This window comes from Nakamurella flavida (assembly GCF_030811475.1).
Lineage (GTDB): Bacteria > Actinomycetota > Actinomycetes > Mycobacteriales > Nakamurellaceae > Nakamurella > Nakamurella flavida.
In genome coordinates, this window is the sequence record NZ_JAUSQV010000001.1 from 2,314,500 (window position 1) to 2,328,215 (window position 13,716).

The following is a 13,716-nucleotide window of genomic DNA, read 5'->3' on the forward strand; positions in this document are numbered from 1 at the left end:
GTGAAGTCCGGCTGACCGTGCCTGGTCATCGGCGCGTGCCGACCGGGGTCCACCTGGCCACGAACGCCACGGCGACGGCGACGAGCGCGAGCACGACGGCCAGCACGACCGAGGTGATCGCCACGCCGGAGTAGCCACGGACGGACGGGTCCATGAACGGGTACGGGTACCAGTCGACGATCGGGCCCCGGATCAGGCTGTAGACCAGGTACAGCAGCGGCAGCAGCAGCCACAGCAGGGCCCGCCGCAGCGGGATCGCACCGACCCGGCTCGCGAACAGCCAGTCGGCGATGACGGCGATCGGCATGAGGTAGTGCAGCACCGTGTTGTCCCAGGGCACTGCGGTGAGCGTGGACGCGGGGTATCCCGAGAGCAGCACGATGAAGATCAGCAGCGTCGTCGTCATGCAGAACGTGACCGCGCCGCGGAAGAGGTCCAGGCCGTGGGAGGACCGCCCCTGCGCGAGCGCGAAGCCGCTGACGAGCAGGCTCGCCACCGCGAGAGCGTTCGACTCGACGGTGAAGTAGCTGAAGAAGTCCCCCGGGACGAAGCGGTTCCGGGCCACGAGGGTGGCCACCTCGGTGACCAGCGCACTGAACCCGAGGAGCGCGAACAGCACCTTGGCCACGACGGTCACCCGGCGCCGACCGGCGGTCGGATCGGCACCGGCCGGCTGTGCGTCGTGGACGGTGACCATCTCGAACCCCCGGGGCTGGACGACCTGCACGTGGCACCGGCCGGACCCGAACGGTGAGATGCCGAACCTATCCGGGTCGGGCCGACCGTGCCGCCCGCCGAGCCGTCAGCCCGGGCCCATCAACCAGGTGTCCTTCGACCCGCCACCCTGGGAGGAGTTGACCAGCAGCCCTTCCGAGGCCAGCGCCACCCGGGAGAGTCCCACCGGGGCGACCACCGTGTCCTTCCCGGAGATCACGAACACCCGTAGATCGACGTGCCGGGGCTGCAGGCGTCCGTCCAGGAACGTCGGGTGGGTGGAGAAGTGGATGACCTCCTGGGCGATGTACCGGTGCGGCGCGGCGGCGACGACCGCCTCCAGCCGCTCCACCTGCCCGCGGGTCAGCTCGGGGCCGATCATCACCCCGGCGCCGCCCGACCCGTCGATGGGTTTGACCACGAGATCGCCCATCCGGCCCTTCACCGCCGCGTACTGGTTGGGGTCGGCCAGCACCCAGGTGCCGACGTCGGCCAGGATCGGCTCCTCGGACAGGTAGTACCGGATCATGGGGCCGACGAACGCGTAGATGGCCTTGTCGTCGCCCACGCCGTTGCCCGGGGCGTTCGCGATGGACAGCCGGCCGGCCCGCGCCGCGGAGATCAGCAGTTCGGCGGCCTGCGGGAAGTGGGTGGCGGTGGCGGCGGCCTGGCTGGGCGACCCCGATCCGGCCTCCTCGTTCTCCACCAGTTCGTCCTCGCCGAGCCGCCGGTAGACGACGTCCAGGCCGATCCGCTCGCCGTCGACCATCGCGGCCACGCCGTCGCCATCGGGGACCAGGTCGGCCGGGGTGACGATGGGCACACCCATCGCCTCGGCCAGCCGGCGGTGCTCGTACCAGGCGGAGTTGGCCTTCCCCTCCGACAGCACCGCCACCTGCGGGGTCGAGCGAGGGCAGTGCGGCGGGGCCGCGTCCAGCAGGGCGGTCAGCAGCACGTCACCGACGCCGTCGGCGGACAACGGCTGCGGGCTGACCTGCTGCGGATCGTGCAGCTCGGGCAACGCGGCCCGAGAGCTCCGCCGGTTCGCCGCGGAGTAGGCCAGACCGGACGGCACCCGGAGGTTGTCCTCCAGCACCACCCACCGGCCGGACTCCTCGGTGAGCAGGTCGAGCCCGCACACGGTGGCCCGCGGCCGGCCGCCCGGGGCGAGATCCCGCGCCCCGGCGAGGTAACCGGGGCTGCGGCGGACGAACGCGTCCGGCACGATGCCGTCGGCCACGATCCGGGCGTCGGTGTAGACGTCGTCCAGGAACGCGTTGAGTGCCCGTGCCCGCTGGATCGCCCCGCTGCTCAGATGGGCCCACGAGGCCGAGCCGACGATGCGCGGGATCGGGTCCAGCGGGAACGGCCGACGCTCGGGCCGGCCGTTCACCTGCGCGGTGAAGACGATGCCCTGCTCGAGCCGGTCCTGGCCGAGCCGCAGCCGGCGTCGTTCCACCTCGGGCGCGCCCATCCCGTCGAGCACCTCCATCACCGACCCGTAGGCCGGCCTGACCCCGCCCGCCGGGTCCACCGCCTCGTCCAGCGGCTGGGTGCCGTACCCGGCCAGCACCCCGGGGGCGGAACCTGCGGTTTCGTCCGTCATCCCACCGGTCATCTCGCTCGTTCCGCTCGTGCTCATCGCTCGTCCCCGACCAGCGATCCGCGTCCGGCCGCTGCGGTCTCCCGGCGCAGCACGGCCACCGCCGAGCGCACGTCCCCGGTCTCCGCGACGGCCCGGCGTTGCCGGGCCGCGCTGCCGCCGTCGGCCAGGGTGGCCGCGGTCAGCTCGGTCAGTTCTGCGGTGTCGCCCTCGGCGTCGGAGAACTCCCGGACGTGCTCGAGCAGGGCCAGCATCGCCTCCTGCGGCGCCACCGGGCGGAACGTCCGCGGGTCCAGCAGGGGCCCGGTCAGCCCCGAGCGGGCGGCACGCCAGCGGGCCACGTTCAGCACCTCCACGGGCGGGATCTCCTCCGCCGCACCGCGTTCCACATCGGCGATGCACCGGCGGACCAGGGCCCGACCGAGCCCGGCGACCAGGACGAGATCGTCGACGAGCGGCACGGAGTCGGCGATGCGGATCTCGATCGTCGGGTAGTTGATCGCGGCCCGGCTGTCGAAATAGATCATCCCGGGGTCGTGCGCCACGCCGCTGTCCACCAGCAGCTCGACCAGGGCGTCGTACGCGGCCGCGCCGGACACCTGCGGCGCCGGGCCGGTGGTGGGCCAGCGACTCCACAGCAGACTGCGGTAGCTGGCGTAGCCGGTGTCCCGGCCCTGCCAGTACGGCGAGCTCGCCGACAGGGCCAGCAACAGCGGCAGCCAGGGCTGCAGCCGGTTCATCGCCCGGATCCCGAGATCCCGGTCCGGGCAGTCGACGTGCACCTGCAGACCGCAGATCAGCTGCTCGTCGGCGAGCATCCGGTAGTCCTGCTGCATGATCGAGTACCGCTTGCCGTCCATGATGGGGATGGGCACGGCGCCGGTCAGCGGGGCGGCTCCGGCGGCGATGACGCCGTATCCGCACCGGTCCGCGATGTCCACCAGCTCGGCCCGGGACGCGGCCACGTCGGCCCGCAGATCGGCCAGGGTCTCCGCGACGGCCGAGTTGGTCTCCACCGCCGAGGCCATCAGCTCGGCCTTGTACCGCTCCCCCGCGGGCAGGGCGGCCAGCACCTCCTCCGACCCCGGGCGGACCTCACCGGTCTCCGGATCGACGAGGTGGAACTCCTCCTCCACCCCGAGCCGGCTGTGTCGTGCCGCGATCGGGCCGGGTGCGGCGTCGACCGGGGCGAGGGCGGTCATGACATCCACCGGCTGAACCACCGGGTGACGGCCAGGGCCAGCTCGGTGCGTTGCTCGGCCCCGACGATGGTGTGTCCCTCCCCGGGGAGCAGGACGAGATCGGTGGGGACCCCCGCCGTCCGCAGCGCCGCATGGGCGCGGATCGATTCGTTGACCGGCACGTTGGTGTCCTGATCGCCGTGCACCAGCAGCACCGGAGCGCGAACCCGGTCCAGGTGGGTGAGGGGGGACAGGGCGCGCAGGAGATCGGCCTGACCGGCCGGATCCCCGTACTCGGTCACCGAGGCGGCCGCCATCCACGGCTCCGTCTCGGCGAAGAACGACAACAGGTCCGACATCCCGGCGTGGGTCGCCCCGGCGGCGAACAACTCGGGCCAGCGGGACAGCGCGGTGAGCACCAGGTACCCGCCGTAGGACCAGCCCTGGACACCGATCGCCCCGGGCCGGGCCAGGCCCGAGTCGACGAGGAAGTCCACCGTGGCCGGGATGTCCTGGAAGGAGTCCGGCCGCGCGGCGTTGTCGTCGGACTCCATGAACGCCCGGCCGTACCCGGAGGACCCGCGCACGTTCGGCGCGAACACCGTCATCCCGGACCGCACCATCGACTGGATGAGCAGCCCGTACGCGGGCCGTTCCTGGCTCTCCGGGCCGCCGTGGAAGGAGATGACCGTCGGCTCGGGCCCGTGCGCGTTGCGCGGCCGGTAGAGCCAGCCCTCCAGGGGCGTGCCGTCCGGCGCCCGGTACCGCTGACGGGTCGGGACGACCAGCTCGGGGAGATCGGCGGTGGACGGCATGGCGGCCAGCCGGTGCGCGGACCCGAACCGGAGCCCGGCCGGAGCCTCGCCGGTCACCAGGGCGGGCGGGTGGACGGGTGGCGCGGAGGCCCCGTCCTTGCCCGACCCCCCGGAGATCCCCCCGGCGGCGTAGACGGCGCCGCCGTCCACCCCGGACACCGCCGCGAACCCGGCATCCCAGCCCGGCAGGTCCACCCGGTAGAGGCTGCGGGGTGAGCACGGCCCGGTCAGTTCGAGCACCATGCCGCGACCGTCGCTCTGCAACGACCAGCCGGGCAGCACCTGCTCGGGCAACGGGACCGTCCAGCCCGAACCGGGTTCGCCGAGATCGGTGACCTCCAGCTCCGAGGACCCGCCGACGTTCCACACGAGGATCGCGGTGTGCCCGTCCCCGCCCAGCGCATAACCCTCGAGGTCGGCGTCGTCCCGCTCGGCGTGCACCGTCAGCCGGCCCGGGTGCCCGTCGGCGTCCAGCGGCACCGAGGCCAGCACCATCCGGTCGCGGCCGGCGTTCGTCCGCAGGAACACCCGACCGTCCGGGGTGAACCGCCCGTCCTCGCCGAGATCGTCGGCGATGTGCGGGAAGTCGGCGGCCAGCAGCCGGATCGGGTCCTGATCGGCCGGGGCGTCCACCTCGGCCAGGACGAGATGCCGGTGCCCGCGGGGCCCGCGGCGGGCCAGTACCCGGCGGCCGTCCCAGCTCACCGAGGTGACCACGAAGAAGCCTCGACCGCCGGTGGACGGGACCGGGGCCACCGCCCCGGTGGTGATGTCGACCAGGTGGACCACCGCGTGCGGCGAACGCCCGTCGGCCAGGGAGAAGGAGTAGCAGGTGGGGCTGATCCAGCCGCCGGCGAACACGGTCTCGTCCGGGCCGCCGCCGGCCAGCAGTCGGTGACCGGTGCCGTCCGGGCGCAGCAGGTGCAGCTCGGCCCGGATGGAACCGGCGGGCGAGACCAGGTAGGCCAGGTGGCCGCCGTCCGGCGACCAGGCCACCGAGATGGCCTCGTGGCCCAGCGGGGAGACCACCCGCCAGTCGTCGGCTCCGCCGTCCAGGGGCGCCACCTCGATCCGGGGAGTCCCGGACCGGTCGGTGATGTAGGCGACCCGGGTGCCGTCGGGGGACAGCGACGGGCACCAGCCGCCGGGGACCGCGGCGATCGCGGTGACGTCGTGGGTGGTCGCCTCGGACAGGGCCGCGGCGAGCTCGGGGAGGCGGGACACCCGGCCATCCTGACGGGTCCGCGGAGCCGGCCGGACACCGGACCGCAGGGCCTGCGTCATGCGATCCCGTGGTTCTGCAACCACATCTCCAGCAGGCCGATCTGCCACAGCTGGTTGGACCCCAGATTCGTCCGCAGCCGGTTCGGGTCGGCCAGCAGCCGGTCGACGTACTCGGGACGGAACAGCCCTCGGTCCTTCGCCGCCGGGGCGTGCAGCGCGTCCCGGACCCGCTCCAGGTAGGGACCCTGCAGATCGATGATCGCCGGGACCGGGAAGTGGCCCTTCCTCCGGTCGATCACCGCGGCGGGCAGCACCTTGCGGGACGCCTCCTTGAGCACGCCCTTGCCGCCGTGGGCGAGCTTGAGGGCGGGCGGGACGGCTCCGCACAGCTCGACGAACTCGTGGTCCAGGAACGGGGTGCGTCCCTCCAGCCCCCAGGCCATCGTCATGTTGTCGACCCGCTTGACCGGGTCGTCGACCAGCATGATCCGGGAGTCCAGCCGCAGGGCCCGGTCCAGGGCGGTGTCCGCGCCGGGCCGGCCGAACCACTCGGCCGCCAGGGCCCGGCTGACGTCGGTCGGGGCCATCCACGCCGGGTCCAGGATCGCGGCCATCTCGCCGTGGGTGCGGTCGAAGAAGCGGGCCGAGTAGACGGCCAGCGCCGCCTCCGGGTCGTCGTCGGCCACCCCGGCGAGCGGCGGGTACCAGTCGTAGCCGGCCAGGATCTCGTCCGCGCCCTGTCCGGACTGCACGACCCGGACGTGCTGCGAGACGTACTTGCTGAGCAGGTAGAACGCGATGCAGTCGTGGCTGACCATCGGTTCGTTCATCGCACCGAGCATCCCGTCGATGCCGGTGAACAGATCGGCCGTGGGCACCATGATCTGGTGGTGGTCGGTCCCGAACTCCCGGGCGATGAGGTCGGAGTAGAAGAACTCGTCGCCCTCCCGGTCGCCGACCGCCTCGAACCCGATGCTGAAGGTCTGCAGATCGCGCTGCCCCTCGCCGGCGAGCAGCGACACGATGATCGACGAGTCGATGCCCCCGGAGAGCAGCACCCCGACCGGCACGTCGGCGACCATCCGGCGCTTCACCGCGGTGCGCAGGCTGTCCAGGACGGCGTCCTGCCAGTCGTTCTCGCTGAACCCGGCGAAGCGCTCGGCGCGGGCGTGCGCGGGGTCCCAGTAACGGGTGTCGGTACTGGTGCCGTCCGGTTCGTACACCCGGACGGTGGCGGGCGGCAGCTTGCGCACCCCGGCCAGGATGGTCAGCGGCGGCGGGACGACGGCGTGGAAGCTCATGTAATGGTGCAGGGCGGTGACGTCGATGGAGGTGTCCACGTCCCCGGCGGCCAGGATCGCCGGCAGGCTGGAGGCGAAGCGCAGCCGGGCCCCCTTCCGGGAGACGTACAGCGGCTTGATGCCCAGCCGGTCACGGCCCAGGATCACCCGCCCGGTGGTGCGCTCCACGATGGCGAACGCGAACATCCCGAAGAAGTGCTGGACGCAGTCCAGGCCCCAGTGGTGGTAGGCCTTGCCGACGACCTCGGTGTCGGAGGTGGAGAAGAACGTGTAGCCGTGGCCGCGGAGTTCCTCGCGGAGCTCCTGGTAGTTGTAGATGCAGCCGTTGAACGCGATGGCCAGGCCCAGCGCGGAGTCGACCATGGGCTGCGCGCCCGCGTCGGACAGGTCGATGATGGCCAGCCGCCGGTGCCCCAGAGCGAACCGGCCGTCCTGCCAGATGCCCTCGCCGTCGGGGCCGCGGGCCTCCATCCGGCAGGACATCGCACTGACCGCACCGACGTCGGCGGGCGCGCCGTCGAAACGGATCTCCCCCGTCAGACCGCACATGCTGTTCCCCTCCCGATCGGCGAAACACCTGCCGGCGGGACCATCGGACCGGCGGACGTCCCGGTCGGTGCCGACATCCTCGCTGGGCGAGCCCGGCCACGCTAACCACGCAGTGTGTCCGCGACGTTTCCCCAGGGAGCTCCCCCGCCCGATCGGGGGAACACGGATCACCACCGTCCCCCGCCCGCCGCCACCGCACAACCGGACCGGGAGACGGCGGTCACCGATCCTGGCGCCGGCGTCGGATGAAAGTTAGGCTTACCTACCTCACCCCATCCGTCAGCGGTCGCAGCCGGTCGCCGCCCCGAACGTCAGGACCACCCGTGAGCGTTCCCGTCGTCGTCGTGTCCGGCATCGACCCGATCCTGCTGGACGTGGCCACGTTCTCCGCGGCCACCGACACCCCGGACGCGGTCGTCCTGCGCGCCGCGCTGACCGGCGACGCGACAGCCGTCCGCCTCACCACCTCCACCGCCTGGGGCGTGGAGTCCGACGAGACCGTCGAGATGGTCGGCGGCTGCGCCGGGTGCAGCCTGCAGCAGCAGGTGCTCGCCCAGCTGCACGGGCTCATGCACGGCTCGCGGCGCGGTGGCCGCCCGGGCGCCGTCGTGCTGACCCTGCCGGCCGGCGTCGCGGCCACCCCGTTGGCCCGTCAGCTGGTGCCCGGCAGCACGGCCGCCGATCTCGACGTGCACCTGGCCGCCGTCGTCTCCACGGTCGACCTCGACACCGCGGTGCCGGACCTGCTGGGCGAGATCGGCGTCCGCGACCGCGGCCTCGCCCTGTGCGCCGCCGACGCCCGGTCGGTGGCCCATGCGCTGTCCGCTCAGCTGCAGCCGGCCGATCTCGTCCTGACCCGGGGTTCCGGTGCGGCGGGTTCGGTCCTGGTCGACCACCTGCGGGGGGCCGGGTCGGCCCGCGGGGAGCTGACCGACACCCCGGCGGGCGGATGGTTCGCCGCCCGGCACAACCCGGTGCTGGCCGAACGCCGGCTCGACCCGCGCCGGCTCACCGTGCCCGAGCGCCCGGAGAGCAACGGCGTGTGGACCCTCACCCTGACCTCCACCCGCCCCCTGCACCCGCACCGCTGGCGCGCGATCGCCGAGAGCCTGGACAGTGCGCCCGTGCGGAGCCGCGGCGCGTTCGCCCTGCCCACCCGACCCGGTCGGGTCGCCGGCTGGGACGCCGCGGGTGGTCAGCTGCTCATCCGTGACCTGCCCGTCCAGGACGGCGCCTCCTGGGCGGCCGCCACCCGGCTGCAGTTCACCGGCATGCAGGGTCGGCGCACGGACATCGCCCGGGCGTTCGAGAGCGCGCTGCTGACCGACGCCGAGCTGGCCCTGCCGGCCGCCGCCTGGGGCCCGATGGACGACGGGCTGGACCCGTGGTTGGGCGACCGGGTCCGGGACGGAGCCCAGCGCGATCAGGCCGACGCGTCCCGATCCTCCCGGGCGTAACCCGCGACCATCTCGATCTCCCGGGCCCGGCCCGGGTAGAAGACCGCGACGATCAACGCACCCAGGCCGGTCGCGATCAGCCCGGTCAGGTAGGCCGCCTGCGCCCCCTGCAGGAACGACTCCCGGGCGGCTGCGACGATCGCGTCGCGGTACTGCGGGGCCTGGTCGGCGATGCTGACCGCCCCGGCGTAGGACTGCTGCAGCTGGGCCCGGATGTCGTCGGTGACCTGCGCGCGGACGTCGGCGGGGGCCTGGGCGAGAGCGGCGCCCACGGCCGAGGCGTACCCGGCGGCCAGGAGCGCGCCGAGGATCGACTGCATGATGGCCCCGCCCAGGTCGCGCTGCAGGTCGGCGGTGCCCGACGCCATCCCGGCCCGGTGCACCGGAACCGAGTCGGTCAAGGCCTGCGAGGCCGGGGTGCCGGCGATGCCCACCCCGATGCCGATCAGGCCGTAGCCGGCGAACACCGCCCCGTAGCCCACGCCCACGTCCCAGAGGGCCAGCATCGCGGCGAATCCGGCGAGGCAGAATCCGAATCCGATCAGCAGCGGGAGTCGGGAGCCGTACCGGTTGACCAGCCAGGTGGACACCGGCGCCGCGGCGACGAGCAGGGCCACCGCGGGCAGGATCGCCGCCCCGGCCTGCAACGCGCTGTAGCCCAGCACGTTCTGCAGGAACAGCTGCCCGACGTACACCGCGCCCATCAGCGCGCCGAACACGATGATCCCGGCGACGGCGGCCACCCAGAAGGGCCGGCGGGCGGCGAGCGCGAGGTCGTAGACGGGCACCGCCGCCCTCCGCTGCCGCACCACGAAGGCGGCCCCGGTGACCAGGGTGATCACGCCCAGCACCAGGGACAGCGTTCCGCCGCCCGGCACGGGCAGGAAGTTGATCATCAGCACCAGAGCGCCGACGAACACGATGGACAGGGTCCCGCCGAGATGGTCGACCGGCTCGGTGGTCTCGTGCACCTTGGCCGGGACGAGCCTGGCCACCAGGAGCAGGGTGACGACCGCGATGGGGATGGTGAGCAGGAACACCGTCCGCCAGGGTTGGGACTCCAGCAGCGCCCCGGAGGCCAGCGGACCCAGCGCGGACAGCGCCCCGCCCAGGGCCGACCACAGCGCGATGGCCCGGGTGCGCGCCGCGCCCCGCCACAACGCGGTGATCATGGCCAGCGTCGTCGGGTAGGCCATGCCGGCCGCGATGCCCCCGGCGACCCGGGCGATCAGCAGGACCTCCACCGACGGGGCGAACGCGGCGAGCAGGCCGGCCGGGATGCTGCAGGCCATGCCGAGCATCAGCATCATCTTGCGGCCGTACCGGTCGCCCACCGCGCCGAGATAGATCACCGAGGCGGCCAGGCCGAGCGAGAAGCCCACGGCGACCAGGTTCAGGGCGGCCTGGCTGGCGTCGAACGCCTGCCCGATCGCGGGTAGCGCGACGTTCGCGACCTCCATGTTGAGGTTGGCCACCGCGGCCGCCAGGATCAGCGCCGTCAGCACCAGGCCCTGCCGGGGTGGGGCCGCCGACGGCTCGCCCGCCGGCTCCCCGGGTGGTTCCGACGGGCGTCCTGGTGACACCCCCGTGTTCACGCTCATCCCCTACCCCCCGGTCCGCCTGCCGGGTCACCGTCGCAGGTCCGCGGTCTGCTGCGGGTGAGCGGACGGCGCCCGCGCCGGGCGCGCCTATCGTCGGAGCATGGATCGCCGGGTCGTCGGGGCAGCCGTCCTGGTGGCCGTGCTCGCGGCCGTGGCGGTGGTCTCGGCCCTGCGGCCCACGGTTCCCGGCAGCCCGGTGGCGGCCCCGCCCGCCCCGCCGCCGTCGGTCGGGCAGTGCCTCCCGCGTCCGCTCACCGCACAGGCCCTGGCCGAGGGCGGCCTCTCCCTCACCTCGGTGCCGGTCGGTGACTGCACCGATCGCTGGTTCGGCGAGGTGGTCGCTCGCTACGGCTCCGCACCCACCTCGGCCGGCATGGCCGACCTCTACACCCGGTGCACCGCCGACACCACCGACTACCTCGGGCTGCCCCGGGCCGTCGTCGACCGGGCCACCGGAGACTGGGCGGTCCCGGTGATCGTGCCCGTCGCCCTGCTGGAGCCGACCCGCCAGCAGCTCGGGGCGGGGCAGAGCTGGGTGGCCTGCGTGGTCCGGGCACCCGCCCGGGAACCGATCGTCGGCTGGACCACCAGCGTCCGCGGCACCTGGCCGGACCACCCCCTGTTCCGGGATCTCACGCAGTGCGCCGACGCCGTCGAGGCGCAGGGCCGTGGAGCCGTGGACTGCCGGGAACCGCACCGGGTGGAGACCCTGGGCTTCGCACCGGCCGGGGATGCCGACCAGGCCGAGCTGGACGCCTCGTGTCGGGCGTTCGCGGCCCGGGTGACCCTGCTGCCCGACGTCTCCGCCGGCGGACGGCTGGTGGCGACCGCCTCCGTGCAGCGCATCCGCACGTACTCCTCGTCCACCGGCGACCCCGACCCGGCCGCCACCTACACGGCCCGGATCGCCGGCTGCGTCCTGCGGACCACCGACCCGGACACCCGGCTGACCAGCTCGCTGGTGGGTTGGGGAGACGCCGACCTCCCGCTCGGGTGAGCCGGCGCGGCCAGGGTCCGCACGATGGAGGGCGGATGGACCGGCGGCTGAGCGGAGCGATCCTGCTCGTCGCCGCCCTGGTCACCCTGGCCGTCTCGGCCGGGGCCCGCTCCACGGTGTCCGGTGAGGCGTTCGCGGTGCCGGTCCCGCCGCCGCCGGCGGTGGGTGCCTGCTTCCCCACCGCGTTCCCGCCCGAGTTGGCCACCGATCCGGCCGCCTCCGGCGGGCGCCCCGGGGTGCGGCTGCGCACCGGGCCGGGCGCGTGCACGGGGTCCTGGTACGGCGAGGTGGTCGAGGTCTACGACGAGACTGCCGCTGGTGCCGAGGACGCCTACGTGGACTGCTTCGGCGCCGCCCTGCGGTACGTGGGGCTGCCGGAGGCGACGGGCGGCGTGGCCTGGCAACCGTTCTTCCGACCGACGATCGAGCTGGTGCTGCCGACCCGACGGCAGGCGGCCGCCGGCCAGGACTGGACGGCCTGCGCGATCGGCACCGACCCGTACGGCGCCGGAGCCCCCTGGACCACGACCGTGGCCGGCGGGTGGCCCCGGAACCCGGTGTTCAGCGCCGCCGCCCGCTGCACCGACGACTATGCCCCGGCGAGCTACACGGGGGTGGACTGTTCGCGGCCGCACCGCACCGAGGTGCTCGCAGAGACGTGGACGCAGGTCGAGTCGCCGGACGAGCTCGACGCCTCCTGCCGGGATTTCGCGACGGCCGCCGCCCTGCTGTCCGATCCCACGGCGGGCGGGCGACTCACCGTGTCCGCCGTGCGGGACGAGGCCCCGGCCGCCGGAAGGGTGGGACCCCCCACCCGCGCCGCGTGTCTGGCCACCCCCACCGATCCCGCCGCCGTGCTGACCGCCTCACTGCTCGGTCTCGGGGACGCCGACCTGCCGCTGCGGTGAGCGTTGCGGGCGGGAACGGCCGGCGTCAGAGGTACTGCCCGGTGGGCAGGGTCGGCTGCCACCGTCCGGTGCGAACCACGTCCAGGACGTGCGCGGTGTCCAGGTCCGGTCCGTGCTCCAGGACGGCCCGGGTGACGATCTCACGCAGGTCGGCACCGGAGGCGCCGTCGGTCGCCCCCGCGATCCGGTCGAGGTCGAACGTCCCGAACCGCTGCAGGAACCGGCCGAGGATGAGTGCGCGCGCCCTGCCGTCGGGGAGGCCGATCTGGATGACCGAGTCGAACCGGCCCGGTCGCACGAGCGCCGGATCGACGGCGCTCATGTCGTTGGTGGTGGCGATGGTGACCACCGCGTGGTTGGGGGCGAAACCGTCGAGGTGGGTGAGGAACTCCCGGAGAGCCGGTGCGCCGGTCCCGCTGCGGCGATCCCCGGCGAGCAGGTCCAGGTCGTCCAGGACGACGGCCGCCGGGGCGAGTCGGCCGAGGGACTCGTAGAGCAGTCCGAGTCCGCGGGGGGTCGACGTGCCGTCGGCCAGGACGATCGTCGTCCCGGCCGGGAGCTCGGCGGCGATCACCCGGCAGAGCGCGGTCTTGCCGACCCCGGGCGGCCCGACGATGAGGACACCGCGCGAACACCCCAGGCCGGCCTCGGCCAGCAGATGCCCGTGGCGGGTCAGACCCCCGACGGTGACGTCGATCTCGTCCCAGACCCGTCGGGCATGGATGATCTCGTCCCGGGACGCCCGGCTCGGCCGCACCGGCTCGAGGCTGACCGAGCTGTCGTCGGCGACGGCCCGCAGCGTCTGGCCGCGGTAGAAGTTGGCCGGGCCGCGCGCGTTCCGCATCAGGTCGGCCAGCGCCTCACGGGCGGCGTCGCCGTCGGTGCGCCGCACCCGCAGGGAGATGAGGCGTCGACCGTTCGCCCACGTCAGCAGGACGACCGCGGGGAAGTCGAAGGCCTGCCCCGCCGGGAGGTACGCGGCCAGATCGTCCGGGGCGGCGACCTGGGTGTCCACGGCGACGGACACCAGCCCGTACCCCGGGGCGCCGGTGCCGAGATCGTCGGCCAGCACGGCACCGTCCGCGTCCTGCAGCAGGCGGCCCACCGCGACGTGCACCAGGGCCGCGTCAACGCCCTCCAGCGCAGCCGTCACGGCGGTCAGGTCGGTCACCGGCGCGCCGAGGTGCTCGCACACGAACGTCCCGAGGACGCGGCGGGGCGGGACGAGGGCGGCGCCGAGCAGCCGCCCGAGGGCGGTCAATGCGTCCCGGACGTGCGGCTCCGCCGAACTCAGGTCGCCGACGGGCGCCAGCGGCGCGGGGGGTGCGGAGGGGGACCACCCGGGGAGCGAAGAAACGGACACGGG

At 73.9% G+C, this 13,716-nt stretch carries 10 protein-coding genes; 3 read left to right on the plus strand and 7 right to left on the minus strand.

The window, feature by feature from the left end; translation table 11 throughout:
* Positions 1-25 precede the first annotated feature (25 nt).
* The 5 genes from J2S58_RS10380 to J2S58_RS10400 form a co-directional block, all read right to left on the minus strand.
* Complete coding sequence (locus J2S58_RS10380) at positions 26-727, minus strand: Pr6Pr family membrane protein (protein WP_306828018.1); 702 nt, start codon at positions 725-727, stop codon at positions 26-28.
* Positions 728-802: 75 nt separating this feature from the next.
* Positions 803-2,356: a circularly permuted type 2 ATP-grasp protein gene (locus tag J2S58_RS10385; RefSeq protein WP_306828020.1), complete on the minus strand. Its 1,554-nt coding sequence runs from the start codon at positions 2,354-2,356 to the stop codon at positions 803-805.
* Positions 2,353-3,519: a carboxylate-amine ligase gene (locus J2S58_RS10390; RefSeq protein WP_306828022.1), complete on the minus strand. Its 1,167-nt coding sequence runs from the start codon at positions 3,517-3,519 to the stop codon at positions 2,353-2,355. Before J2S58_RS10390 ends, J2S58_RS10385 begins: the two co-directional genes overlap by 4 nt.
* Positions 3,516-5,537 (minus strand): S9 family peptidase, encoded by a 2,022-nt coding sequence (locus J2S58_RS10395; protein ID WP_306828025.1) that lies wholly within the window; start codon positions 5,535-5,537, stop codon positions 3,516-3,518. The genes J2S58_RS10390 and J2S58_RS10395 overlap by 4 nt, the downstream gene beginning before the upstream one ends.
* A gap of 56 nt (positions 5,538-5,593) precedes the next feature.
* The gene (locus tag J2S58_RS10400) at positions 5,594-7,387 is read right to left on the minus strand and encodes an N-acetylglutaminylglutamine amidotransferase (RefSeq protein ID WP_306828027.1); all 1,794 of its coding nucleotides are present in this window, start codon (positions 7,385-7,387) and stop codon (positions 5,594-5,596) included.
* 323 nt (positions 7,388-7,710) lie between these two features.
* Between J2S58_RS10400 and J2S58_RS10405 the strand changes: the two genes are divergently transcribed.
* The gene (locus tag J2S58_RS10405) at positions 7,711-8,844 is read left to right on the plus strand and encodes a GTP-binding protein (protein WP_306828029.1); all 1,134 of its coding nucleotides are present in this window, start codon (positions 7,711-7,713) and stop codon (positions 8,842-8,844) included.
* On the opposite strand, the gene J2S58_RS10410 is transcribed toward J2S58_RS10405, so the two are convergent.
* Positions 8,811-10,445: an MFS transporter gene (locus J2S58_RS10410; protein WP_306828030.1), complete on the minus strand. Its 1,635-nt coding sequence runs from the start codon at positions 10,443-10,445 to the stop codon at positions 8,811-8,813. The two genes, J2S58_RS10405 and J2S58_RS10410, sit on opposite strands and share 34 nt — an antisense overlap.
* A 100-nt stretch (positions 10,446-10,545) precedes the next feature.
* Between J2S58_RS10410 and J2S58_RS10415 the strand changes: the two genes are divergently transcribed.
* Entirely contained in the window at positions 10,546-11,442 is an 897-nt protein-coding gene (locus tag J2S58_RS10415) for a septum formation family protein (protein ID WP_306828032.1), read from the plus strand.
* 35 nt (positions 11,443-11,477) lie between these two features.
* Complete coding sequence (locus J2S58_RS10420; protein ID WP_306828035.1) at positions 11,478-12,350, plus strand: hypothetical protein; 873 nt, start codon at positions 11,478-11,480, stop codon at positions 12,348-12,350.
* A 25-nt stretch (positions 12,351-12,375) separates the two neighbouring features.
* On the opposite strand, the gene J2S58_RS10425 is transcribed toward J2S58_RS10420, so the two are convergent.
* Positions 12,376-13,713, minus strand: a complete 1,338-nt coding sequence (locus tag J2S58_RS10425; protein ID WP_306828037.1) for an AAA family ATPase — start codon at positions 13,711-13,713, stop codon at positions 12,376-12,378.
* Positions 13,714-13,716 lie beyond the last annotated feature (3 nt).